Raw genomic sequence first — 24,930 nt, 5'->3', positions numbered from 1 at the left:
GGCTAAATTAGACCTTGGGATTGCAGAAATTCCTTCGCGACAGTCTCAATCGTTTGTTTCGATACATCTACCTGCGCATTTAATTTGGACATAACTTGGTCGTCAAGACGACTGGACAAGTCATTCAAAAGTTTTTCCAATTCGGGCGTAGTTTTCAAGGTCTCAGCACGAACTACTGGAGTGAGTGCGTAGTCCGGAAAGAACTTGCGATCATCTTGAAGAACAACCAAGTCAAATGCTGGGACTCGGCCATCAGTGGCGAAGACCAAGGCCACATTTACATGCCCTTCTTTCAACGCCTGATAGGTCAGGCCAGAGTCCATGCGCTTAACTTGTGACCGCTGGAACTTAAATCCATATTCCTTTTGCAAAGGCGTAAGGCCATCTGAGCGCTCTGCGAACTCGGCATTGCACGCCAGGAGAAGCTCTGAACCCCCCTGAACTGCTTTTGCCAGATCGCTTAGGGTTTTGATACCTTTGGACTCTGCATCACTACGGCGCATCGCGAGTGCATAGGTATTATTCGCTTTGGATGGTGGCAACCAAACCAAACCCTTGGCCGCGTCGAGTTCCTTCACCTTACGGTAGCCTTCTTCAGGACTGAGCCGATCTTGGACTTTATTGAATGTTATTAGGGATGTACCGGTGTACTCCCAATAAACATCAACTTGGCCATTTTCTTGTGCTGCCCGCAAGACACCGGACCCCATGCCCGATCGTTCATCCACTTCTAATCCTTTGGATTGAAGGTACTGACTGGTCATCGACGCCATGATCTGTTGTTCAGTGAAGTTTTTGCCGCCGACAACCACCTTTCCAGCTTGCGCATGCAGCGCAACGGATACAAGCAAGAGTGCGGATATGGACTTTAGAACTGTTCTTATTTTCATTGCTAAAAGCCTCGTTGTGTATGTTTTTATACTGTGATCAGCGAGCGGTCCGCAAGGGATTAACACCTTTTGGTATCATCATGAAAGCAACTCCTCCAATACTTATATCTACCAAAACAGCCAAAATCGCTGTTGGGATAGCGCCAGCGAGAACCATCGACACTTCGTCGAGATCAATGCCGGTGAAAATCAATTCTCCCAATCCGCCACCTCCAATCAAGAAGGCTAAAGGCACCGTACCAACGTTGATGGTCAGTGCTGTGCGGATACCTGCAAAGATGACAAACAGTGCATTAGGAACTTCCACCCTGAACAATATTTGTGCGGGGGTCATGCCCATGCCATTGGCGGCTTCTTTCAGATAGTTGGGCACATCCAAGAGACCAACATACGTATTGCGTACAATGGGCAATAGGGATGCAATGCAAAGAGCAAAGAGTGCAGGCTTAGCTCCCAGTCCCAAAAAACTCATCGATAGGGCCAGCACTGCCAAGGTAGGGACAGTCGTGCCAATATTCAGTATCTGCATGATCCCTTCGGCCAATCTGCGCCGACTGGGGCGACTAAGCCAAATTCCCAGCGGCACGCCGATCGCAATAGCCATGCCGCCGGAAACGGCCGCAAGTATCATGTGCTGCTGACTTAGGTAGATGATATCTTCATGATACTTCAACACAATTTCGCCAACTTTTGAGTCGAGACCAATGACTCCCCAAATTGACATACCCACCAGCGCTAACACTAAGAACATTAGTATTTTTGATTTAGCCACGATACGCACCTTGAGGGTTGAAATTTTCAAGGGTGGTGGGATGGAGATGCACGTTAGATACGCTGCAAACTTTCTCATCACGAGAGGTAGCATCCAGACACTGGATAATCGCCTGTTGAGATATTTCTCCGCAAAACACGCCGGTATCATCGACACATGGCATCCAGGTGGTATCACATCGGAACATGACTGAAGCCACAGATCTCAAGTCATTGTTGATATTAACGACTGCACGCAAGGGATAGTGATTGTCACCACAGGTTCCACGTTTGGCCTCCGCTACCGAGCGATATACGCAGCCAATTGGGCGATTACTTTTATCAACCATGGTAATTGCGTTATGACCAAGGTCTATCATAAGTTTAAGCGCATGCTTGAGATCATCACCCGGAGAAACCGTAGGACCTGCAGCATTCATTACCTGTTTCACTTTAACCAAACGCAGACGTTTAAGCGTTCGATCTGTACCGACGAAATCTTCGACAAACTTATTGGCAGGGTTCGCCAACGTGTTATCAGGCGAGCTGAATTGCACTAGCTTACCGGCATTAAAAATAGCAATTTTGTCAGCCATCTTTACCGCTTCGTCTATATCATGACTGACGAACAGCACTGTCTTTTTGAGTTCCTGTTGCATTTTCAAGAACTCATCTTGGATTATTTCCCGGTTAATCGGATCGATAGCACCGAAGGGCTCGTCCATCAACATCACGGGAGGATCCGCTGCCAAAGCCCGGATTACACCTACTCGTTGCTGCTGGCCGCCGGAAAGCTCTTTAGGATATCGCTTCAAAAAAGTTCGAGGATCAAGTGCAACCAGATCGAGCAACTCTGCTGCCCTTGCAAGATAGCGAGTCTTATCCCATCCCAACAATTTCGGCACAACGCAAATGTTTTCCTCAATTGTCATATTGGGGAATAGACCAATTTGCTGAATGACGTAACCAATATTTCTCCGTAGCGTGATCGTATCAAGGCCAGAAGTATCCTCGCCATTGATAAATACCCGCCCAGAACTCGCTGGAACAATGCGGTTGATCATTTTCAGTGTGGTGGTTTTACCGCATCCAGACGGCCCCAGCAGCACGCAGATTTCACCTTTCGGTACCTCCATCTCGATATGGTCGGCAGCAATTACCTTGCCTTCCGGCGTATCGAAAATCTTGGTCAGGTGCTCGAGCTTTATCATCTTTATTCTCTCTGTCCTGTGTGGCAAATTGCCTAGTCTTGTGTTAATCGTGCTCTGATTTACCCAGGGGCTTGGCTTACCCCTTTAGGGGTGAGCTTCCGTTGTATACAGAGCAGTGCATAGTCGGCCAGCACCGCTAGCACGCTGACTGCCAGGGCGCCGGCAATCAACTGTCTTGAATCTGTTTGCGAAATACCGCGACTGATCAGCGTCCCGAGTCCCCCAGCGCCGATATAAGCCGCGATTGCCATCACACCTATGTTCATTACGACCGCGGTTCTAACGCCGGCCATAATGATCGGAAGTGCCAAGGGAATTTCGACCAATCGGAGTCTCTGAAATGGGGTCATGCCAACCCCCCTCGCGGCCTCACGAAGATTAGGATCAACATTGTTAATCGCGGTGTAGGTGTTTCGAATAATTGGCAACTGCGAATACAAAAGTACCGCAATGACCGCTGGAAGATATCCAATACCCTGACCAATTTTTGAGAGCAGTGGAATCATTAGCCCAAACAGCGCGATAGAAGGGATAGTAATGATGATAGATGCGGTATATAGCACGAAACCGGCAATTCGCTCGTTTAACGTAATCGCAATACCGATTGGTACTCCGGTAATGATTGCAAGGCCCACCGCCAAACCCACCAGAGAGATGTGTTCGATGGAGAGTTTGCCAATCACTCCGATGTTGTCGAAGATAAAAACCAACGTTTCCAAAGCCGCTCCTCTTGAATTGTTATTAAGGCTGGATGGCCGCTTCTGAAACGCGACCAACGTCGTATTGGTCATTCAAAATATCCGGTCGCCGTAAGCTGCAACGAGACAATACCGACATCTAACGAAATTAATCCGACACAGCTGCATTTTAGCCCTGTAAAACCGGGGAGTTCGTGGATCCAATGACGCCCCGCCCCCACCCAATTGTCCGTGGGCCGCCAGGATGTTCAATTTGAGCTGACCCGCCGTCGCTGATAGAGAAAACACCCCCAAACCGTCGAGCAGCAATACCTCCCTTCGGATTCACTGCCGAGATATTGAAAAAGGCTTCGTTCGAGGGATGTTCGGACCGAAAAAAAGGATTGGATTTTTTCGCCGATGGCCCGATGGGGTCCTCGCAAAGTGCCATGTCAAGATGCGCCACTGAGGGAAATCCATTCGCTACGTACCCCCGCCCAGTCGAATGCGGTTTCGCCCATGCGAATCGTCGAGCGATCGTCAATGGTGGTGCGGTCATCCAGGCCGAAACTGCCTGCGGATCTAAGTGGGCTCTCCCGGATCTAATCAGGTCTTTGACGCCAGGCCGGAAGCGCCGACCGCATTGGTGTTGATCTCTCAAGTCGACGGTCGCATGGCGATCATCAGCAGCATAAAGGAGCTTCCCGAAAGGTGCGCGCAAGCTGGCAGTGCCATGGCGACTACGCCGATCTTGGGGGTATGAATCAACGCCCGTCGCGGTGCGATGATAGGAACCTACACCGAGGCAGTTTCCGTCTGCCGCCATAACCGATTGCGATTTGATCTCCATGATTGCCGAGGCTCTGGAGAGGGGGTGATCTTGAGCCTAGTCCACTTTCACCCATGGCGGAAGACGCACCGTACGCACCATGTTGATGCACAAAACGCCACCTATCTCTTGCCCTAGAACTTCGCTTTTGTCGATGCATATATGACTGCGCAGCACTGGGGTTTTTGTTCAGAGGTACGGTTGATACGGCACCGATTGCCGCTACCCTCTTGAACGATAAGTGCAGTCCTAACATTACCGGTAGGCTGAGATCGCTGAAGGTAATCTCTGACTCTGAAATATCTGATCTCTATGCGAAGGCCGCGAACGTATGGATGCCATTCGCTAATACACAACAACACGACAGGTTCGCCGAAAGGCCTCATTCTTGTGACGCACTCCGGTGGTCCAGGTTAGGTATTTTTTTCAACGCGAACCATTGAGTGATATCGAGCAATGTGATCGAAGAATGTTGTGTCTTAAAATGCCCGATCGTAAAGCGATTGCGAATATCCGTGGTTTTATCGAGCTCTTGTTCGATCTCTTCAGGGTCAACCTTTAATATTTTGCTAACACCCTCTACCTTAATTCCAACCCTATGTTGATTCCCCTCATAGCTCAGCAGGAGGATGATGACGAGGGTATTCCGAGAAATATTGGTTACCTCGCCGCCGAAATATTTATTCAGATCGATCACTGGGATCACTGAGCCACGTAAATTGATTGCGTTGCGGACTCTTCCTGAAGCGCCCAGTTCAATAACAAGCTTTCTAGCCTGCAAAATCTCCTGGACCGCACTCAAACTTACTGCAAACAGCTCTTTTCCTAGAAAAAAAGGAAGGTATTGGCGAAGTAGTAACGGTGAACATGATATATGCTCCATCTTAACTGAAGGAGCAGTAAGACTTATATTCTGCCTTTCTATCTGCAGTCGTTGAAGTGCCTCGTCCAATCCACACACCTCTCTTGCGATTTTTTCAATACGTTGTTCCAGAATTTCCGTATCTACCGGGCTAGCGGTATCTCCAGTTTTTTTCAGATGAGCATGTTCGGCTGCGCCGCATCCCCCGACGAGATTGATAGGCAAACTCACATTGGCATTTTTATCGAAGCTTAGCGCGCGCGGCAATACCGAACGAGCTGACGCATCATTGATATTTATCAGCTTCATCTGATGTAGAAGCTTTTTAGAATTCTGCAGGTTACTACGCACAGACTGCAGCACTTCAAATATATTAATGTCTGGCGTCGCAATTGCGCTATTTTTACACCCGACAGGTAAGTCCTTAGACTGGCGAAATTTACGAACATAAAATCGCACGGTGACAAACAGCATCCCGGCACCTAACACCACTAATCCGATCAATACCAAAGCAATCTGTATATTCGCAGTTAAATTCATTCGATAACCATGTTGATAGATGAAAATAGCAAGCAGGGATTAAATAAAAAATAGTCACCCCAAATTTATTATGGGCAAACCGTTGTTTCGCCCCGAGTGGATGCTGATCCAGCGCATCACTGGCTGCGGAAATGTATCTTGGAGATTGCGGCTAGGCGATGGAAGCCCGTGGCACTACGTTTTTTCTTTCACCTTGCTCAGTGCTTTTTGTAAATCGACGTCGCTACTAGCTGTAATTCAGCAGTGATGCCTCTAAGGCTCTCTGAACTGCTGATAACAAAATAACCACCAGGCTTCAGCACGCGTAGCATTTGTGAGACCACTTGGCGTTTAGTCTCTTGGTCAAAATGCATCATGACATTACGTAAAAAAATGACGTCAAATTCACCGATATCGGGCAGAGGAGCAGTAAGATCAATTCGCATAAAATTCACACGCTTGCATAAGTCCGGATCAACACGAAAGTCCCCCCCCCGCATTTCACAGTGACCTGCCATTATTTCCTTCGGAATTGTGCGGGCGTGGGTAAGCGAATAGCAGCCCTCGCGAGCGATTGTTAACGCATGTGTACTAATATCCGATCCAATTATTTCCCAAGGAAGACCTAATAGCCCCTCTGCTAACGTCATTGCCAGACTGAACGATTCTTCACCAGTCGAGCAGGCCGCGCTCCAGACTCTTACCAGCTGGCGCGTATTTACACCGGGAAGAATTTTTTCCCGTAAAAATACAAATTGCTGATATTCGCGAAAAAAACAAGTATCTCTATTACTTAATAAATCTAACGCGAACTGCGACTCTTCATCGTACTCTGCACTTCTTAACATTCGTAAATAATCGCCATAACAAGTGAAACGATAGTACTTCAATCTCCGAAACAGTCTGGCAGCAACCCATGTTTTTTTGGTGGCTGGTAGATGAACTCCTCTTTTACGAAGCAACCAAGATTGTATCTTCTTAAAATCATGATCTTCCAACAGCGCTACAGTCAAGACAACTATTCCTTAAAGTGTTAAAAGTGAAATCCTGCTTTTGGTGAATAACACAAAGAAAATATTTGTATCCGAGCAGCACTAACCAATTCTTTTTTGGCGAAACATCTTGCCAGCCATTGGAGCGGCCTTCAACATTTCTACAAGTTCAGAAAACGGCATTGGCCTTGCAAAATAATATCCTTGCAGTTCGTCACAACAATTGTCATTTAGGAATGCTACTTGAGCTTCAGTTTCAACACCTTCAGCGGTGACTTTAAAACTCAGATGCTGAGCAATCGCAATTATCCCCTTCGTGATCGCAGCGTCACGAGGATTTTCAACAACGTCAGAAATAAAAGAGCGATCAATCTTTATTTTATTTATTGGAAGCAGCTTCAGATAGCTCAGGCAAGAGTAGCCCGTCCCAAAATCGTCAACTGCCAAGCTCACTTCAAGTCGTTTAAGATCATGTAGGATCTCGATAACCCTATCAGGAGAGTGCAACATTACACTTTCTGTAATTTCCAGCTCTATTTGCCTGCCACTTATCCCGTGTCTTAGCAGTGCGGATTCAACCATCGCGTACAAGTCGCACCTTTGAAATAAGACAGGCGAAATATTAATTGCCGTAACCACATTATTAAAACCGGCATCTTTTAAAATACGAGCATGCTTACAAGCCGCTTCCAATACCCATTCACTTATTGCGATAATTTGACCGGTACTTTCAGCAACAGGGATAAATTTATCAGGCGAGATGTAACCATGCTGAGCATGCCTCCAACGTATAAGGGCCTCAACCCCTACAACTTGTCCATTACCACAATCAAATTGTGGTTGGTAATATAATTCAAACTCGAGCCCCATGACCGCTTGTTGGATCTCGCTACGCAAAGTCATGCGATCCGAGGCATCCTTATCCAAGTCGCTTTTGAACCATTGATAGTTGTTACGTCCTTCTTGTTTAGCCTTATACATAGCGAGATCTGCTTGTTGTATGAGCCGCATCGGTTTATCAATTTTACCGTCACTCAGCGCGACTCCAATACTTGCGCTTAGGTGCAAATTTACTTTCTCTAAAGTGTAAACCCTAGACATTTCAGACAATATTCCCTCGATGACAGGTATGACTTCCTCTTCGCAAGTCAAGCTCGGCAATATTACGATAAATTCATCTCCTCCCATCCGAACCACAGTATCACCGGGGCGTAGGGCGCGCTGCATTCTTCGTGCAACTTCAAGAAGAACTTGGTCGCCAAAAAGATGGCCCAATGAATCGTTGATAGGTTTGAATTCGTCAAGATCAACAAACAAAATCGCCAAGTTTCTCTTATCTCTTATTGAAAGTTTACAGGCCTCCGCCAAACACTTTTCGAGAACATTTCGATTAGGCAGCCCCGTAAGCTCATCTTGACTTGAGTCAAAATTCAACTTACAAGCAGATCTCGACCTACAAAAAAACCAAAAAAACATGCAAGAATTAATCACTGATAAAAAAGCAACTGCTGTTGCCAGTAACGGCTTTGGATAGAATGTAATTATATTTACTGCACCCTTAAAACCAGCTATATAAACAGACTCCAATGCAAACAAATAAACGCCATGCGAGTCAGTTATTACGCTCTCTAGCAAGTCTAGGCTCATAAATCCGACCAGTAAAAAAAAGCACTCATCACACAATTTTTTACGATCACGCACCTATTTTTCATTTTTCACCGCACCTTTTATTTTTATACGCTTGCGCGATGTGTGGTTAACTAATACCGCGAATCCTGCTTACGTGCTTAATGATGGCCATGGTTAGTACATCCATATTTGCATCGACCACGTATTGTATGCGTAAGACAAGCAGATACTTATTAAGAAAACTTAAGTGAGTTTGTGTTGATCCATGACACTCAGAGTGCCATCCCGTATTAACTTTGTTACTTCACATGTTTGGACATCACACTGAGCAGCGCGAATGACGAAGCGAGCACGTAGTTCGTTGCGGGTATATTACCGTATGTGGAAAGAGTTGATTTTGTGCCGTGTCAATATGGAGGGACGATTCGGTCGTGGCCAACTTGCTTCTAGTGCCAGAGCACATTTCCCAATGTGCTACACAGGAGCCAGTCGAAGGCAGGTTTTCAATGAAATAACGTAGCCAATCCAAGCCTGTGCTCCTTTTATTATTGTAGCGAAGAGGTCGCTCTGAAATGATCCTATAGACTCTTCAGCGACTTGAATGCCACAAAACCGACGTTTTCTGGCCGATTTATGACAAAAAATCACAACATCCAGCTGATCGAGCCATGCGTTAAAACGGTACGTCAGCTAACGGTCCTTGCGCAGTTGCCGAGGCGTAACCCCGAACATTTCTCGGTGGCACCGGGCAAAATGCGAAGTAGTAGAAAAGCCACACGCCAAGGCGACTTCCAGAATGGGTAACGAAGAACTGGTCAGCAATTCGCGGGCTCGTTCTAAGCGTAGCTTGAGGTAGTACTGCGAAGGTGTCATCTGCAACTGCTCGCCGAAAAGCCGTTGCATCTGACGATATGACAATCCCACCAACCGCGCAATATCCTCGCAGGCCAACACGCCTTCAAGATGATTCTGCATCAGCATGATGGCGCTTATCAGTTTTGGATTGTGAATGTTCAGCCGGCTCTCAATTGACATTCGTTGGTTGTCATGGGAATTGCGAATACTGGAATGTACACATTGCTCGGCGACCTGGTGCATCAACGACTGATCATGTTGATGGCGAATCAAGTGCAGCATCATATCTACACCAGCGACTCCTCCGGAACAAGTCCAGATACGACCGTCCTCTTCAAATAATTTGCCGGTAACAATAGCATCTGTGTGTTCTTCCAGAAGACTTTGGTGGTTTTCCCAGTGAATAGTACAACGCCTGCGATCAAGCAAGCCGGCCCGGGCCAACAACAGGCTACCGGTTGATATCGACCCGATGAGGCGTTGACCATCATTATGCTGGTGTAACCATGTGCGCATGTCCTCAGAATCGAATTGATCTGTGGCGATTCCCGCCACAAGGAATAATGCATCGAGCGTGTCGGCATGACGCAAATCTAAGGTGGGAGAAAATGGTAGATAATTGCTGGCAAGCACTCGAGTATCGTCGCGGGTCAACAACTCCCAACGATAGAGAGTTTTCCCGCTCATACGATTGGCGATGCGCAATGGTTCAATCGCCGCGGCAAAAGAGAGCATGGAAAACCCCGGGAACAGCATAAAACCGAAGGTTCGAATTGCAGCTGTCATAAATAGGTTCTCTGAAGTCGCTTTTGTTGCTTTTATGATATCCGAGCTCACGCATCATATGCCGACCCAATGTCATATGGCATTACTACTGAATCCCTCGATACAATAGCTTCGTACGCACCCCGCTGCAGATCCACCACTGTGCCGAAGACTACCTTCATAAGTAGAAGAAGAGCGCTTGTTGCGTGCCCGCTACCTAATTCTTACATATCCTGCGGTACGCCGGACCGGCTGAATACTAAATGACAATTTGAAGTTCTAGATGTATTCCGCATGTATCGTACAATGGCTGTCGAAAAACTTCGCTCAAGCCGAGATCATAGCCTAACTTCTGAACCGGTTTTTACCTGTAGAACCGCGAGATAGATTTAATAATGAAGAGTGCCCAATCTACTGAGAGCATCTGTTGCGCGGCGGCAGATCCGAAGCCTCGGCCACCTATCTTTGCTTTGCCAGCCGGCGCTGCGGATTGCCATGCACACGTATGTCTAGATGAGCGCTTGTTTCCCGAGCAAGTGCCCCGTAGCTATACCCCAACGCCGGCCCACATCGAGGCGCACTCTATGGACCTCCTGAATATGTTGGCCGTATGGCCGCCAGACGAAGTGCTACGCCATGACATCCTAGTAAGAAATCCAAAGGCGCTTCATGGTTTGACACCCGTAGCGAATGAAGTTATACCAACCTGATATTCATATGAGATAGGTGTCAGCAACTGACTGGAGATTCGTGCCAGCGACTCAAACCGTTGTAGTTCAAAAACTGACTAGACCGCATGAACAGCCTTTCTTTCCAACTTTAATTATGTCACGCCCGAAGATTGAGCCTTCACGTCGATGAGTTCTGTCGTGAAATCGACGTAAGAACCCGCAGTATGCGTCATCAAACGAGGTCAAAAAATCGAAGATACAGCATCACCAAAATTTCAATGCCAGGCTGTTGTCGGACATAACATTAGCTTGCTAAAAGGTTTGGTGGAGGGTTGCCTTGTAGACGCGTTTAGGGACTAACACATAGCTGCCAACGCGATCAGTGATTGCTATTAGGAATGGGCTTCATCAAATTTCCGCCGCTCTTCGCTGGGCGTGCATTCCCACATCTGGCGATAAGCGGCACCCAGATGCGACGATGAGACGAAACCGCAGCTATAGGCGATGGACGCAATGGAGAGATTACTTTCACGAAGCAATCGACGTGCTTCATTTAATCTGAGCTCAAGATAAAATTTCTTCGGGGGTATCCCAAAATACTGGTGCCACAATCGCTCCAATTGACGATGCGACAAATTGCACCGATCTGCGATTTCCTCGATGCCTACGGGTTTCTCCAGATTATCATCCATGAAAGCAATGGCAGCGGTCAGGCGTTTATCATGAATCCCAAATCGCCACTGAATTGACATGCGCTGAAGTTCTTCAGGGGCTCTTATTCTTGTGTGCAAAAATTGCTCGGCGATGCTGGCAGCGAGCTGATTGCCAAAATCAAAGGCAATTTGTGCCAGCATGAGATCAATTGCCGCCGTCCCGCCTGCACATGTCCACCGGTTTCCGTGGTTGACGTACAGCTCCTTGGTGACCTCGATAGTGGGAAACTCTTCGGAAAATTGACCGATGGACTCCCAATGTAAAGTGCACCGCTTCCCTTCCAGTAATCCAGCACGTGCAAGTATGAAAGTACCGGTACTCAGCGCGCCAATGGTTTTCCCCCGAGCCGCTGCGCGTTGTAAAAAGCGCAGCATTTTTGGTGGTTTCTGATGTTGGATCTCCAAACCCGCCAGTACAAACACGCGATCAAGATCGGGCGCTTGATCAATCGGTATGGTTTGGATCTCGAAACCACTACTGGAGTTGACCGGCCCGCCAGATTCAGTGAGAAGGCTCCACTCATACAGCGTTTTGCCAGAAAGTCGATTGGCGGCCCGTAACGGCTCGCTTGCTCCTGCCAGCGCCATCATCGAAAACTGAGGAAAAATGAGCAGCCCAATTCGCTTGGTAATATGACTTTTTACAGAAGTCGCCGATTCACTGGGAGATGTCATTGCCAGATCCTTGTTAGGGCTGGTTCCAGCCGTTGAGTTAACACAGCTTAAGCCTACCTGAAGGAATGGCTTTAGACGCGCTACGTTAGGACTTGGTCGCGCAGACAGCCAGATAGAATTTTTCAGACAGCGAACGAACCCAACTATTCGGGCCAACATTCACGAAACGGGGGGACTGACCGGGAAAGGTCGTCAGGATATGCGCCACGACGCTTGAGATCGCTGTAAGACCCCTTAAGAGGTCTTACAGGATAATCGCGTGCGAATTAACCGCGCGCGCGAATGGCCTCGTCCATGCTTTGAATCATAGACTCGAACACAGGGTTTTCGGCTTGATTCTGCTGACCATGTTGCATATGCGGAATGATCAGCGCACTCGGGCCCGCATCACCTGGATAGTGCCGGTGCAGACGCTCGGACTCTGAAGGCATATGCAGGGTGTTCTCGGCGCCGTGGATAATCAGGGCCGGCGGAAAACCTTTAGCGCCTTCAATGGACTGCTCCGGGTCATATGCCACATACGATTTATAGGACTTGGCTGTCACGTGGGTGCAGCCAGGCCAACGGTCAGCGCCGCCGGCTTCGGTATAACCGCCCAGCTGCTGATCAACATATGCCTGAGTCTCAGGGTCAAGAGGGTAATATCCCAGCGCAGTCGCTGCAGTGCCGGTGTCGAATGGCGAGATAGGCGCTTCATCCGGGAGGTGCAGAATCGCTGCGTCGGCGGCCTGCTTGTCTGCACGTAAGGTTTGCAGCTGGCGGATGTTGGTATAGCTCATCGGCACCCAAAACCTGATCTGCTCAATGCCTGCAGCGGCAAGCTCAGCCACTGCGCCTAGGCTTGCCACCGCTCCCATCGCCCAGGACGCGACCACAGGCATCTCGCCAAAATTGTCCCGCACCCATTGTACGGCACCAAGTACTTCGTCTTTCTGGTCTTCTAGACTGACATTGGTGATGACGATATCGCCGGCTTGGAGGGTATTACGGATCTGTTTGTTGTTGAAAAAACCGGCAACATCGTAAGTCATTACTCGGTAACCCCGAGCTGCGAGGGCGCGACCGAAGAGCTGACCGTACATTGATACGCCGCCCGTAAAACCGGAGTTGAAGACGACGGGTGGAAGTTTGCGAGACGCCGCGTCGATTTCTTCCGGTTCAAAGACAGTACCGTTGAGAGGGAGAACTTCACCTCCGTAATTTACGTAAAATTTGATTTCTTTTGTTGTAATGTTTGTCATCGCTAAATATCTCAAAGTGGGACAGTGGGCATATATGAATTTACCAATTGATCGGCGGCTCCACGGAGCAGTCGACTAACAGGAATTTTGGTTTCGGTAGAAACTTGATGTGCAACGGAGTCAACAAAACTAAACGTTTTTGGCAAATCAAAAATGTCGGAATACCGCACACTGTTGTTGCAAGTTCCAACATGAGGTGCATCGGTGGCTTCTAGCAGAATTTTGTCTGCTCCGACTGCGCGAACAATCTGCACAACGAAACGAGCGGTCTCCTCGGGCCGGACGGAGGTGCGATAACCCGGGCCCTTGAACCACACGTTGCCTCGTCGTCCCGCTTCAGCGAGCAGCGCAAGGTAAGCAGGCTCTACGGCACCACGCTCGCTGTGACAGCTGCCTAGATGATCGATGATGACTCGCACGTCGCAAGGGATCTGCCGCAGTACGCGCAAATTGGTCTCTGCTTCTTTCGCATATATGTGCAGATGCTGGTGCGGCAGCAAACGCGCGTAAAACGCTGACCATTGCTCATCACTGAAGCGCGTATCGGAAACCGTCTCAGGCCTTGCATCGTGCAGCACGATTCTGGCACCAACGACCTGCGGGTGCGCGAGACGTTCTTTTGAGGCGTAATCGGGTTCCGCCTTGATCGTCCCAACCAGTCTGACATCCCCATAACGCAAAGGATTGGCCGCTTTGAGTCTCGCGAGTTCGTCAAATGAAGCAAAAACATTCTCTGAGTCCGGCAGGATACTTAGATGAACATTGTTAATGATCGTCGGGGCAATTCCGCCATCGATGAGTTTATCCAAATAAGCTGTAAGAGGATGCGGCTCAGGCAACGTATAGGGTAACGACCCAGCCACCCGATCAAGATCTTCCGAGGTGTAAAAATGAACGTGACTGTCAATTCTTTTGGTCGAAGGCTTCATGATCATTGTTTCCTGCTTTTGTGTGAAAACAATAATCGTCATTGCCGCTTTGTCGCTCCCGTTAACTCGACGTGTAGTATCAAAATTTCGCCGTGTGCGATTTCGTGAGCACAGTCGCTTCTCAAGGCGAGAACGCTGTTTCTAGCATAATGCTCAAGGGCTTTTCGAGGGATCGCCAGCAGTTGGCATCAGGCGAGCGTAAGTGATCCGTCGCGTGAAGATGTGCAATCTAAAGGGATCGCCCCTCAGATTGGGATGGTATTTTCCGTTATTCGTCGTGCCCTGGACGCCCGAAGGCCGCGTTTTTCAAGGTAGTTGTCGCGTCAACCGTCTATGCCGCTCTTTTCTCAACCTGTTGCTCTCGATTCAGGTTCAACAGCACGGTACCGATCGGCTCCCAGTTACGTGTTCGACAGATTGGGCGAAGGCAGACAACAGATTTCCTGTGTCCCTAAACCTATTTTCGTTTGCGTTGATGTACTTGATTAGAAGCTTCACCGCAAACACGCTTCTCTCCCTCCAAGCCGCACTCTTGGTTTGCTCGCTTGCCAATACACCTACGGCAAAAAGATGCTGCGCGAGATCGACAGCCGCGTGCGCTTTCTCACTAAACGGCTGGAAGCGCTCAAGGTCGTCAGTGAGAAGCCCAGCGATCCGAACAAGGTCTATTTCGGCGCCTGGGTGACGATCGAAGACGAGGACGGCAAAGAGTCGCGCTATCGCATCGTCGGGCCGGATGAACTGGACCTGAAGCAGGGCCTGATCAGTATCGACTCACCGCTGGCTCGCGCCCTGATCGGCAAGGCGCTGGACGCGGAAGTTCGGGTCCAGACACCGACCGGCGAGCAGTGCGTGTATATCGTGGCGATCGACTATCTTTGAGCCGCAGCGCTCTAAACCTCAACCGCGGGTAATCAGCCCCTGCCGGGCCACGCGAGTCAGTTGTTTGATCACTTCGGGGGCGTCCTCGAGTCTGGGCGATTGAATCACCGCCAGATCGAAACTGTCGCTGGCAAATCGAGCCAGCGATTCACCGTCTTCGACAAACTGGATCAGGAAGGCAGCAGGCCCACCGGTACGACGTGGCCAGCCATCGAGATAACGCAAGAGTGTCGGCTGATGTTTGCCGCCAAGCAGGATTTTTGGATTGCGCTGGGTGAGATGTGCCGTGATCGGCGCGGGGCGTACAACGGGGCTTAATGCACTCATCGTGTCGTGTCTCTGCCTCAAAAGTCTGCATGGCAGGTGAGAGGCAACACCGAACCAGCGCTTTAGCGGTATTTCGAAGCCTGAATCAAGCTTCTATCGGCAACTGAATGAGTCACCTGGCGCCCCGCAAGTAGCTGTTTAAATCGGCGCATGGGCAGCATCCTAGAGAAGCTGACCAGACAGTGTCAAGAATGACGCACAACAAAAAAGGCTCGCAATGCGAGCCTTTTCGTTGAGCCAGAGCGGTCAGCCAGCGATGGCGCGGTCAGCCGAGAGCTTGCCGGCGCCTTCGATCAGCACCGCGATGCTGCCGCCGAGCAGGGCCAGGGCGAATTCATAACCGTTGTTGGCCATGAACAGACCGTTGCTGATGTGCACTGTAAAAATGGCGACCAGCGAGAGGAAAGTCAGACCCAGTGCTGCCGGGCGAACCAACAAGCCGATGATCAAGGCCAGACCCGCGAAGAACTCGGTACCACCCGCCAGCGTCGCCATCAGGTAGCCCGGCGCCAGACCGATGCTCTCCATGTACTGCGCGGTTCCGGCCAGACCGTAACCACCGAACGCCCCGAAAAGTTTCTGCGAGCCGTGGGCAGCGAAGATGATGCCGACGAAGATCCGCAGAACGGTCAGGCCGTAGCCAGCGCGGGTAAACAGTACCTTGTTGATCAGTGAGCTCATGCTGTGTCATCCATTGTGAGTGTGTGTGTTGGTTGGCCGCTATATTAATCAGTAAATCTCATGTGGAAAGCGCAAAAACCGCACCATAACAATCAGTTTATTCGATTATTTACGTAAGGCAACTTTCTGCCCCTCGGGCTCCAACGACTCCCGCTCCCGATCGAACGCCAGGTAATACTTGTTCACGCTATTAACATAGCTGACAGCCCCCATTCCCACCTGCTCCATGGCAATGCGCTCGACCTGGAAGAACCACTGGTTGGGATTCAAACCGCGCCGCCGAGCCTCGGCGCGCATGCCCTGCACCCGCTCCGGCCCCATGTTGTAGGCCGCCAGCACGAACGCCATGCGCTCGCGTTCGTTAAGTTTGGGGCTGGCAAAGAACTTGCGGCGGATCATCGCCAAGTACTTGGCCCCGGCCTGCACATTGGCGTCGAGATCCTGAATATTGTTGACCCCCACCCGCTGGGCTGCGGACGGGGTGATCTGCATCAGGCCGGTAGGGCCGCTGCCACTGCGGGCATTGGGCTGCAGGGCCGACTCCTTGAACGCCAGTGCCGCCAGATTCAGCCAGTCCATGCCTTGGGCTTCGGCGTGCTTCTGCAGCACCGGTCGAAGTTTTTCGAGGCGCTGCCGATCAGCCTTGGCCAATGGATAATGCACTTGATACAGGCGTCGATAGATCCGCAGGAACGCGGCATCCTGATCCGATGGCTTTTTGTAACCGGGCAGGAAGCGATCAATGCTCGCGCGCAACATTGAAGCGTCGCGGCGCACGAACCAGAACTCTTCGCCCGGTTCACTGATGAGCACCTGCCGATCGAAACGCAATTTGGGCAGGATCTTGCCCCAGCGCTCGGCAATGGGTTGTTCGACGATCGTCAGGTGAAAGATTCCGCCTTGGACCATCTCCAGCACGTCCTCGACCGCCAGACTGGGATCGACCCACTCGATTTTCACCGGCGGCAGCTTGTGCAGCGCGAGCTTTTGATTGATCTGACTGACCGCGTCCCCGGCGGCACTGCCGGTGGGCAACGCCAGGGTTTTGCCGGAGAGTTGTTCGAGACGGGTGTAACGTCGCTCGCCTTTGATCCCCACCAGGACCAACGGGATGTTGCTGGCAATCGGTGCACTGGTGCTGACCGCGTGACCCGGTTGCAGGTCAAGCAGCTCTCCCGGTGCGACCAGATCACCCTCGCCGCGCTGCAAAGCGCCGATCAGTTGATCCTTGGCTTTGGGAATGATCTTGAGGGTAATTTCCTGACCGTCACGGGCGTGACCGTTGAGGTATTGCTCGAAGGCGCGCAAACGGTGGTATTCAACACCGATGGCCTGGCCCTGAACTTCGCCGGAGCTGTTACGGCTCTGGTTGACCAACACCCGCAGCACACGACTGCTGCGGATTTCCGCCAAGTCGCGCACTTTGCTCGAAGGCACGGCTTGCAGCGGCCCGGCCAGACGCGCAACCGCCGGCATCGGCAGCAGCAACGAACAACACAGCAGTAGCAAAATCGAGGGACGTGTCATCCACTCTCCAGAAAGAATACTGGGCCGATCTCAAGAATTTTCATGAAATCGAACGACAGAAACAGAGCGCCTTGAGCGCTGGCAAAGTGCGAAAGACTGGCACAGTGATGGCACTCTGGCCATCCCGACCTGTCTCGCGGCATCAAGAGACAGCTACAACTCATTGTAGTTCTTGGCTTTTCTTATAAATCTACAGCTCTGATATGCTTTCCGGCCTTTGGTCCGAGGTAGCACCATGCAACTCATCGATATCGGCGTCAACCTGACCAACCCCAGTTTTGCCGACAAACACCAGGCTGTACTCGACCGCGCCTACGCTGCCGGGATCTGCCAATTGGTGCTCACCGGCACCAGTGTCGAGGGCAGCGAGCAGGCTCTGGAGCTGTGCCAGCAACTGGACAAAACGGCTCAACGGCTGTTCGCCACCGCCGGCATTCACCCTCACTGCGCCAGCGACTGGAACGCCGACAGCGCCCAGCGTCTGCGCAGTTTGCTCAAGGAGCCGAACGTCGTGGCGGTGGGTGAATGCGGACTGGATTTCAATCGTGATTTCTCGCCGCGCCCGCAGCAGGAAAAAACCCTCGAGGAGCATCTGGCGATGGCGGTCGAGCTGCAATTGCCGGTGTTCCTCCACGAGCGCGACGCCAGTCAGCGCTTGCTGGAAATCCTGCGTGATTACCGTGATCAGTTGCCGGCCGCCGTGGTGCATTGTTTCACTGGCGAAAAGAAGGCGCTGTTCAGCTACCTTGATCTGGATTTACACATCGGCATCACCGGCTGGATCTGCGACGAGCGCCGAGGCACGCATCTGCATCCGCTGGTGAAAGAGATCAAGCGGGGACGGCTAATGCTGGAGAGCGATGCGCCGTATCTGTTGCCGCGCAGCTTGCGCCCCAAGCCGAAGAATGGTCGCAACGAACCGGCGTATCTGACCGAAGTGTTGCGGGAAGTGGCGTTGCATCGTGGGGAGAGCGAGGAAGATCTGGCCGCTCACAGCACGGCGTGTGCGCGAGCATTCTACGGTTTGCCAATGGTCGACTGACGAACCGAACCTGTGGGAGCGAGCAAGCTCGCTCCCACATTATCAGTGACTGCTGCGCATCATCTCTTTGGGCACGTATTTGCCGATCTCGAACTTGCCGATCGCCGCGCGGTGCACTTCGTCCGGGCCGTCGGCCAAGCGCAAAGTGCGTTGCATCGCATACATGTAGGCCAGCGGGAAATCGTTGGAAACCCCTGCCCCGCCATGGATCTGGATCGCCCGGTCGATAACCCGCAAGGCCACGTTCGGTGCGACAACCTTGATCTGAGCGATTTCGCTCTTCGCCACCTTGTTGCCGACGGTGTCCATCATGTACGCCGCTTTCAAGGTCAGCAGCCGTGCCATGTCGATCTCCATCCGCGAGTCGGCGATCTTGTCGATGTTGCCGCCCAGACGTGCCAAGGGTTTACCGAACGCGGTACGGCTCACGGAACGTTTGCACATCAGTTCCAGTGCACGCTCGGCCATGCCGATCGAACGCATGCAGTGGTGAATCCGGCCCGGGCCAAGGCGACCCTGAGCGATTTCAAAACCGCGTCCTTCGCCCAACAAGACGTTTTCGTACGGCACCCGGACGTTTTCGAACAGCACTTCGGCGTGGCCGTGAGGTGCGTCGTCGTAACCGAACACCGGTAGCGGACGGACGATCTTCACGCCTGGGGCATCCACCGGTACCAGAATCATCGAGTGCTGCGCATGGCGCGGCGCGTCAGGATCGCTCAGGCCCATGAAGATCAGAATCTTGCAGCGTGGATCGCAGGCGCCTGAGGTCCACCATTTTTTGCCGTTGATCACCCATTCGTCGCCATCACGCACGGCGCGGGCGGCCATGTTGGTGGCGTCGGACGAGGCCACGTCCGGTTCAGTCATGGCGAACGCCGAGCGGATCTCGCCGCGCAGCAGCGGTTCGAGCCAGCGTTGCTTCTGTTCTTCGTTGGCGTAGCGCACCAACACTTCCATGTTGCCCGTGTCTGGCGCGGAGCAGTTGAACGGCTCGGGGCCCAGCAGCGAGCGGCCCATGATTTCCGCCAACGGCGCGTATTCGAGGTTGCTCAGGCCGGCGCCGAGTTCGGACTCAGGGAGAAACAAATTCCACAGGCCTTCAGCCTTAGCCTTGAGTTTGAGCTCCTCCATGATTGCAGTCGGCTGCCAGCGATCGCCCTCGGCGACCTGACGCTCGAACACCGCTTCGGCGGGATAAACGTAGGTGTCCATGAACGCGGTCACGCGCTCACGCAGTTCTTGCACCTTGGGCGAATAAGCGAAATCCATGGGCAGCTCTACCTTTTAACTGAGGGTTTTGATGAGTTGTTCAGGTCATGCAATCGATGCTAGAACAGCTACGAAAATTTACCTAGCCTATTCTCGGCGTGTATTAACATTCATCACCGATATATGATCGGCTGATCGAGAGCCCAACAATAAGAGTGCAGCGCAATGAATCTGAGCAAGGTCGACCTCAACCTTTTCATCGTCTTCGACGCGATCTACACCGAAGCCAACCTGACCCGCGCCGGGCAGATTGTCGGCATTACTCAACCGGCGGTCTCGAACGCTCTGGCCCGTCTGCGCGAGACCTTCAATGACCCGTTGTTCGTGCGCACCGCTCAGGGCATGGTCCCGACGCCGATGGCCCAGAACATTATCGGGCCGGTGCGTAACGCCCTCTCCTTGCTGCGGGTGTCGGTGCAGGAAAGCCGCATTTTCAACCCGTTGCAGGCGGTCAAGACCTATCGCATCAGCATGACCGACCTCACCGAAGCGGTGATCCTGCCGCCACTGTTCCAGCGCCTGCGGCGCCTGGCGCCGACGGTGATCATCGAAAGCTTTCTGTCCAAGCGCCGCGAAACCACCAAGGAACTGGCGGCCGGGCGTCTCGATTTCGCCGTCGATGCGCCGCTCAACACTGACCCGCAAGTGCGCCATGTCAAGTTGATGGAAGACCGTTACGTGTGCGCCATGCGCAAAGGCCATCCGCTGGCGGGCAAAGAGAAGTTCACCCTCGATGATTACCTGTCGCTGACTCACATTCACATTTCCAGCCGCCGCAGTGGTCTGGGCCATGTCGACCTGGCCCTGGGCAAAATGGGCATTCAGCGCAAAATTGCCCTGCGTTCCCAGCACTACCTGATGGCGTCCCAAGTGCTGCAGCAGACCGACATGGTCATGACCGTGCCGGAACGCTTCGCCCGTCGCCATGACCTGTACTCGGTGAACCTGCCGGTCAACGATGTGCCGCCGGTGGAAACTCACCTCTATTGGCATGAAAGCACTGATCAGGACCCGGCCAACCGCTGGATGCGCGAGCAGATGATCGAGTTGTGCCAGCAGGTGACAGCACATGAGAAGAAACTCGATAAGGTGTAGGAATCACCTGATAGACGAAGGATCAGGGCGCGATGCTTGACGTAAACGTCAACCTGCCTTTAGCTTAGCGCCATGACCTTTTTCGAGCGCTTCCATGAGCAGCCAGACCTATAGCATTTCCGACCTCGCCCGCGAGCTCGACATCACCACTCGAGCCATCCGCTTTTATGAAGAGCAAGGCCTGCTCAGCCCCGAGCGACGCGGTCAGGAACGCATCTACTCGCCCCGCGACAAGGTCAGCCTGAAGCTGATCCTGCGGGGCAAGCGCATTGGTTTCTCCCTGGCCGAATGCCGCGAGCTGATCGAACTCTACGATCCCACGGGTGGCAATCAGAAACAGCTGCAAACCATGCTGACCAAAATCGCCGAACGTCGTGAACAGCTGGAGCAGCAGATGCTCGACATCGAACAGATGAAGCTGGAACTGGACACCGCGCAGGAGCGTTGCACCCAGGCATTGGAACAGACCATCAAGAGCCAGGAAGTGGTTCAGTAATCGTACGAAATGATCGTTCCCACGCAGAGCGTGTGAACGATCCCTTACTGACAGGTGAATTCTTATGTCTCTCCCCACTCACGTACGCCTGGTCGAAGTCGGCCCACGCGACGGTCTGCAAAACGAAGCTCAACCCATCAGCGTTGCGGACAAGGTGCAACTGGTCGACGCGCTGACCGCTGCCGGTCTCGGCTATATAGAAGTCGGCAGTTTCGTCTCGCCCAAATGGGTACCGCAGATGGCCGGCTCTGCTGAAGTCTTCGCGCAAATCCAGCGCAAGCCTGGCGTGATCTATGGTGCACTCGCCCCCAACCTGCGCGGGTTTGAAGACGCCATTGCGGCCGGGGTCAAGGAAGTTGCGGTGTTCGCCGCTGCGTCGGAAGCGTTTTCCCAACGCAACATCAATTGCTCGATCAGTGAAAGCCTGGAGCGCTTCGTGCCGATCATGGACGCCGCCAGGCAACACGGTGTCAGCGTGCGCGGTTACGTGTCCTGTGTGCTGGGCTGCCCTTACGAAGGTAATGTTGCGCCTGCGCAAGTCGCTCGGGTCGCCCGCGAGCTCTATGCGATGGGCTGCTATGAAGTTTCGCTGGGCGACACCATTGGCACCGGCACCGCTGGCGCGACCCGCAAGATGTTCGACGTGGTGTCGGCCGACGTACCCCGTGAAAAACTGGCCGGGCACTTCCACGACACTTATGGCCAAGCCATGGCCAACATCTACGCCAGTCTGCTGGAAGGCATCTCGGTATTCGACAGCTCCATCGCCGGCCTCGGCGGCTGCCCATACGCCAAGGGCGCCAGCGGTAACGTTGCCACCGAAGACGTGGTTTACCTGCTCAACGGCCTGGGCATCGAGACCGGTATCGACCTGGACGCCTTGATTCTGGCCGGCCAGCAGATTTGCACGGTGCTGGGACGTCCGACCGGTTCGCGCGTGGCCAAGGCTCGCAGCGCACAGTGAGGCCTCGGGGTGTTACCGCAGCCTCTGGAACGTGGGCGAAAGCGAGTAACACGGAAACAAATTGTCGTGCTTTGACTGAACGAAAAATCCTACATAATCTCAAGCGGTTGATTTTAAAGACTTTTAAAAAGTTGGCACGGCTTCTGCTATCTCTATTGCATAACAAGAACAAAAAAAGCGGCAAACCCAATAAAAATAAGACGTAACGACTCTGACATAACAAAAACAACACGGCAGAGACGCAGCTAACAGATTTTTTTGGAGAGGATGTGCTTTTCAGGGTACTTTTCGGAGTAACCCGCAACCGGGCAGAGAACAATAAAACTACCATCAGGTAGCTCCCGAACTGGTTGGATCGCTTAGCGAAAAAGTAGATCAGCGCTCAAAAAAATACGTTTGCTCTTGATCCCGGATGGGGATCGACAAAAACAGCGGTAAAGGGTCACGGTTTCTAAAAACAAAAACAGACCGCCCCTCAATAATAAAAATAGAGCATGCGCAACGACAAAATTAAAGGGGAGCTTCGGCTCCCCTTTGTGCTTTCTGGCGTTTGTAATTTCCAGCGCCATCCCCTGTGGGAGCGAGTTCGCTTCTCACAGGGGATTATCGTCAGATGTTATTGTTCTTCAGCTCCTCGATACTGATCTCGCGCATTCGAAATTTCTGAATTTTCCCGGTCACCGTCATCGGAAACTCCTCCACGAATTTGAAGTAACGCGGTGTCTTGAAGTGCGCGATGCGTTCCTTGCACCAGGCTTGCAGCTCCTGCTCGGTGGCGCTGTGGCCCGGATGGAATTTGATCCACGCGACAATCTCTTCGCCATAACGCGAGCACGGAATCCCGATCACCTGCACATCGGCTACTGCCGGGTGGGTAAAGAAGAATTCTTCCAGTTCCCGTGGGTAAATGTTCTCACCGCCGCGGATGATCATGTCCTTGTTACGCCCGGCAATGCACACGTAGCCTTCGTCGTTCATGCTCGCCAGATCACCGGTGTGCATCCAGCCGGCCTGGTCGATCGCTTCCGCGGTGCCTTGCGGGTCGTTCCAGTAACCGAGCATCACGCTGTAACCGCGCGTGCACAGTTCACCGATTGTGCCCCGCGACACCAGGTTGCCCGCCTCGTCGATGATCTTGCTTTCCAGTTGCGCCTGGGTGCGGCCGACGGTGGTGACGCGCAATTGCAGTTCGTCTGACGGACCGGTCTGCAACGACACCGGACTTGTTTCCGTCATGCCGTAGGCAATCTGCACTTCGTTCATGTGCATGTCACTGATGACCCGGCGCATCACCTCGATCGGACAAGTCGCCCCGGCCATGATCCCGGTACGCAGGCTCGACAGATCGAATTCAGCACGTTGGGGCTGATCGAGCATGGCGATAAACATGGTCGGCACACCGTAGAGTGCAGTGGCCTTTTCTTCGGCGACAGTGGTCAGGGTCAGCAGCGGATCGAAGGCATCGTTGGGGTAAATCATGGTGCTGCCGTGGGTCATGCAACCGAGGTTGCCCATGACCATGCCAAAGCAGTGATACAACGGCACCGGGATGACCAGGCGGTCACTCGCGGTCAACCCGAGGCTTTCGCCGACCCTGTAACCGTTGTTGAGAATGTTGTAGTGACTGAGGGTCGCGCCCTTGGGGAAACCGGTGGTGCCAGAGGTGTACTGGATGTTTACCGCTTGGTCGAAATGCAGGCTGTCCTGACGTTCGCTCAACTGCTCTGCCGACACGCTCGCCGCGAGATCGGTCAATTGCGACCATGGCAGGAAACCCGATGGCGGCCGTGCATCTAGACTGATGACACCACGCAGCTCTGGCAGTCGTTCGCTTTGCAACTTTCCGATAGATTGCTCAGCCAGCTCGGGAATGAGGCCTTGCAGCATCCCGTGATAGTCGGAGGTCTTGAAGGCGCCTGCGCAAACCAGCCATTGGCAACCGGATTGCTTCAACACGTATTCCAGTTCGGAACTGCGATAGGCCGGGTTGATGTTGACCAGAATCACGCCGATTTTCGCGCTGGCGAACTGGCTGAAGCACCACTGGGCGCAGTTCGGTGCCCAGATACCCAGACGATCACCGGTCTGCAAACCCAGCGCCAACAGCGCTTTGGCATGCAGGTCCACGGCTTGGGCCAGTTGCTGCCAGGTGTAGCGCAACTGTTGATGGCGTACGACGAGCGCCTCCCCCGTCGGATACTGCGCGACGGTGTTATCGAACGCCTGGCCGATGGTCATCGCCAGCAAGGCTTTGTCCTGGGAACCACGGGTATAGCTGCGCTGCGGGCTTGCACTGCGTTGATCCATGACGACCCCTATTATCTTTATTAGTGGGTTGTTGGAACGAGGCTTATGACCAGCCCCGATCATTCAGAACTGGCTCTACTCTCGCTCAAGTTGACGTTAACGTAAAGGGTGATTGACAGCCATTCCTCA

At 52.4% G+C, this 24,930-nt stretch carries 20 protein-coding genes and 1 pseudogene; 5 read left to right on the top strand and 16 right to left on the bottom strand.

Annotation, left to right across the window (positions count from 1 at the left end):
* Positions 1-2 precede the first annotated feature (2 nt).
* The 11 genes from ACYZTR_RS10295 to ACYZTR_RS10245 all read right to left on the bottom strand — a co-directional run bounded on the left by ACYZTR_RS10295 (position 3) and on the right by ACYZTR_RS10245 (position 14,208).
* Positions 3-890 (bottom strand): glycine betaine ABC transporter substrate-binding protein, encoded by an 888-nt coding sequence (locus ACYZTR_RS10295; protein WP_461978549.1) that lies wholly within the window; start codon positions 888-890, stop codon positions 3-5.
* A gap of 37 nt (positions 891-927) precedes the next feature.
* The gene (locus ACYZTR_RS10290) at positions 928-1,641 is read right to left on the bottom strand and encodes an ABC transporter permease (RefSeq protein ID WP_461979646.1); all 714 of its coding nucleotides are present in this window, start codon (positions 1,639-1,641) and stop codon (positions 928-930) included.
* Between the two features lie 13 nt (positions 1,642-1,654).
* A complete protein-coding gene (locus ACYZTR_RS10285) occupies positions 1,655-2,851 on the bottom strand; it encodes an ABC transporter ATP-binding protein (protein ID WP_461978547.1) in 1,197 nt (398 codons plus the stop codon).
* Positions 2,852-2,910: 59 nt separating this feature from the next.
* A complete protein-coding gene (locus tag ACYZTR_RS10280) occupies positions 2,911-3,570 on the bottom strand; it encodes an ABC transporter permease (protein ID WP_461979644.1) in 660 nt (219 codons plus the stop codon).
* A 1,169-nt stretch (positions 3,571-4,739) separates the two neighbouring features.
* Positions 4,740-5,759 (bottom strand): chemotaxis protein CheW, encoded by a 1,020-nt coding sequence (locus ACYZTR_RS10275; protein ID WP_461978545.1) that lies wholly within the window; start codon positions 5,757-5,759, stop codon positions 4,740-4,742.
* 197 nt (positions 5,760-5,956) lie between these two features.
* Entirely contained in the window at positions 5,957-6,751 is a 795-nt protein-coding gene (locus ACYZTR_RS10270) for a CheR family methyltransferase (protein ID WP_461978543.1), read from the bottom strand.
* A gap of 81 nt (positions 6,752-6,832) precedes the next feature.
* Complete coding sequence (locus tag ACYZTR_RS10265) at positions 6,833-8,431, bottom strand: putative bifunctional diguanylate cyclase/phosphodiesterase (RefSeq protein ID WP_461978541.1); 1,599 nt, start codon at positions 8,429-8,431, stop codon at positions 6,833-6,835.
* A gap of 618 nt (positions 8,432-9,049) precedes the next feature.
* Entirely contained in the window at positions 9,050-10,000 is a 951-nt protein-coding gene (locus tag ACYZTR_RS10260; RefSeq protein ID WP_461978539.1) for a GlxA family transcriptional regulator, read from the bottom strand.
* 1,042 nt (positions 10,001-11,042) lie between these two features.
* Positions 11,043-12,038, bottom strand: a complete 996-nt coding sequence (locus ACYZTR_RS10255; protein ID WP_461978537.1) for a GlxA family transcriptional regulator — start codon at positions 12,036-12,038, stop codon at positions 11,043-11,045.
* A 266-nt stretch (positions 12,039-12,304) separates the two neighbouring features.
* A complete protein-coding gene (locus ACYZTR_RS10250) occupies positions 12,305-13,279 on the bottom strand; it encodes an alpha/beta hydrolase family protein (RefSeq protein ID WP_461978535.1) in 975 nt (324 codons plus the stop codon).
* Positions 13,280-13,290: 11 nt separating this feature from the next.
* Complete coding sequence (locus tag ACYZTR_RS10245) at positions 13,291-14,208, bottom strand: amidohydrolase family protein (protein ID WP_461978533.1); 918 nt, start codon at positions 14,206-14,208, stop codon at positions 13,291-13,293.
* A gap of 549 nt (positions 14,209-14,757) precedes the next feature.
* On the opposite strand from ACYZTR_RS10245, the pseudogene greB reads away from it, so the two are divergent.
* A pseudogene (gene greB, locus ACYZTR_RS10240) lies at positions 14,758-15,090 on the top strand (transcription elongation factor GreB); the annotation flags it as partial.
* An 18-nt stretch (positions 15,091-15,108) separates the two neighbouring features.
* Here the strand turns inward: greB and ACYZTR_RS10235 are convergent.
* The 3 genes from ACYZTR_RS10235 to ACYZTR_RS10225 form a co-directional block, all read right to left on the bottom strand.
* Positions 15,109-15,417, bottom strand: a complete 309-nt coding sequence (locus ACYZTR_RS10235; RefSeq protein WP_461978531.1) for a class I SAM-dependent methyltransferase — start codon at positions 15,415-15,417, stop codon at positions 15,109-15,111.
* Positions 15,418-15,663: 246 nt separating this feature from the next.
* Complete coding sequence (locus ACYZTR_RS10230; protein ID WP_008057184.1) at positions 15,664-16,098, bottom strand: DoxX family protein; 435 nt, start codon at positions 16,096-16,098, stop codon at positions 15,664-15,666.
* Positions 16,099-16,203: 105 nt separating this feature from the next.
* Positions 16,204-17,625 carry an MltF family protein gene (locus ACYZTR_RS10225; RefSeq protein WP_461978529.1) on the bottom strand — a complete coding sequence of 474 codons (1,422 nt, stop codon included), beginning with the start codon at positions 17,623-17,625 and terminating at the stop codon, positions 16,204-16,206.
* Positions 17,626-17,860: 235 nt separating this feature from the next.
* On the opposite strand from ACYZTR_RS10225, the gene ACYZTR_RS10220 reads away from it, so the two are divergent.
* On the top strand, positions 17,861-18,667 hold the full coding sequence (locus tag ACYZTR_RS10220; RefSeq protein WP_461978527.1) for a TatD family hydrolase: 807 nt from the start codon (positions 17,861-17,863) through the stop codon (positions 18,665-18,667).
* 42 nt (positions 18,668-18,709) lie between these two features.
* Here the strand turns inward: ACYZTR_RS10220 and ACYZTR_RS10215 are convergent, their stop codons facing one another.
* Positions 18,710-19,939 (bottom strand): acyl-CoA dehydrogenase, encoded by a 1,230-nt coding sequence (locus tag ACYZTR_RS10215; RefSeq protein ID WP_461978525.1) that lies wholly within the window; start codon positions 19,937-19,939, stop codon positions 18,710-18,712.
* A gap of 165 nt (positions 19,940-20,104) precedes the next feature.
* On the opposite strand from ACYZTR_RS10215, the gene ACYZTR_RS10210 reads away from it, so the two are divergent.
* From ACYZTR_RS10210 to ACYZTR_RS10200, 3 genes are all read left to right on the top strand, one after another.
* A complete protein-coding gene (locus tag ACYZTR_RS10210) occupies positions 20,105-21,034 on the top strand; it encodes a LysR family transcriptional regulator (RefSeq protein WP_008148497.1) in 930 nt (309 codons plus the stop codon).
* Between the two features lie 94 nt (positions 21,035-21,128).
* On the top strand, positions 21,129-21,530 hold the full coding sequence (locus ACYZTR_RS10205; protein ID WP_282376513.1) for a MerR family transcriptional regulator: 402 nt from the start codon (positions 21,129-21,131) through the stop codon (positions 21,528-21,530).
* 64 nt (positions 21,531-21,594) lie between these two features.
* A complete protein-coding gene (locus tag ACYZTR_RS10200; protein WP_461978523.1) occupies positions 21,595-22,494 on the top strand; it encodes a hydroxymethylglutaryl-CoA lyase in 900 nt (299 codons plus the stop codon).
* A gap of 609 nt (positions 22,495-23,103) precedes the next feature.
* Here the strand turns inward: ACYZTR_RS10200 and ACYZTR_RS10195 are convergent.
* Entirely contained in the window at positions 23,104-24,801 is a 1,698-nt protein-coding gene (locus ACYZTR_RS10195; protein ID WP_461978521.1) for an AMP-binding protein, read from the bottom strand.
* Positions 24,802-24,930: the final 129 nt, after the last annotated feature.

Source organism: Pseudomonas sp. Hz4, from assembly GCF_054898165.1.
The sequence above is the reverse complement of the archived record's forward strand: the minus strand, read 5'-3'. Positions and strand labels throughout refer to the sequence as shown.

Coding starts and splice junctions, on each gene's coding strand:
- ACYZTR_RS10295 (WP_461978549.1), bottom strand. CDS start 890: ATGAAAATAAGAACAGTTCTAAAGTCCATATCCGCACTCTTGCTTGTA.
- ACYZTR_RS10290 (WP_461979646.1), bottom strand. CDS start 1,641: ATGTTCTTAGTGTTAGCGCTGGTGGGTATGTCAATTTGGGGAGTCATT.
- ACYZTR_RS10285 (WP_461978547.1), bottom strand. CDS start 2,851: ATGATAAAGCTCGAGCACCTGACCAAGATTTTCGATACGCCGGAAGGC.
- ACYZTR_RS10275 (WP_461978545.1), bottom strand. CDS start 5,759: ATGAATTTAACTGCGAATATACAGATTGCTTTGGTATTGATCGGATTA.
- ACYZTR_RS10260 (WP_461978539.1), bottom strand. CDS start 10,000: ATGACAGCTGCAATTCGAACCTTCGGTTTTATGCTGTTCCCGGGGTTT.
- ACYZTR_RS10255 (WP_461978537.1), bottom strand. CDS start 12,038: ATGACATCTCCCAGTGAATCGGCGACTTCTGTAAAAAGTCATATTACC.
- ACYZTR_RS10250 (WP_461978535.1), bottom strand. CDS start 13,279: ATGACAAACATTACAACAAAAGAAATCAAATTTTACGTAAATTACGGA.
- ACYZTR_RS10245 (WP_461978533.1), bottom strand. CDS start 14,208: ATGAAGCCTTCGACCAAAAGAATTGACAGTCACGTTCATTTTTACACC.
- ACYZTR_RS10235 (WP_461978531.1), bottom strand. CDS start 15,417: ATGAGTGCATTAAGCCCCGTTGTACGCCCCGCGCCGATCACGGCACAT.
- ACYZTR_RS10230 (WP_008057184.1), bottom strand. CDS start 16,098: ATGAGCTCACTGATCAACAAGGTACTGTTTACCCGCGCTGGCTACGGC.
- ACYZTR_RS10225 (WP_461978529.1), bottom strand. CDS start 17,625: ATGACACGTCCCTCGATTTTGCTACTGCTGTGTTGTTCGTTGCTGCTG.
- ACYZTR_RS10220 (WP_461978527.1), top strand. CDS start 17,861: ATGCAACTCATCGATATCGGCGTCAACCTGACCAACCCCAGTTTTGCC.
- ACYZTR_RS10215 (WP_461978525.1), bottom strand. CDS start 19,939: ATGGATTTCGCTTATTCGCCCAAGGTGCAAGAACTGCGTGAGCGCGTG.
- ACYZTR_RS10210 (WP_008148497.1), top strand. CDS start 20,105: ATGAATCTGAGCAAGGTCGACCTCAACCTTTTCATCGTCTTCGACGCG.
- ACYZTR_RS10205 (WP_282376513.1), top strand. CDS start 21,129: ATGAGCAGCCAGACCTATAGCATTTCCGACCTCGCCCGCGAGCTCGAC.
- ACYZTR_RS10200 (WP_461978523.1), top strand. CDS start 21,595: ATGTCTCTCCCCACTCACGTACGCCTGGTCGAAGTCGGCCCACGCGAC.
- ACYZTR_RS10195 (WP_461978521.1), bottom strand. CDS start 24,801: ATGGATCAACGCAGTGCAAGCCCGCAGCGCAGCTATACCCGTGGTTCC.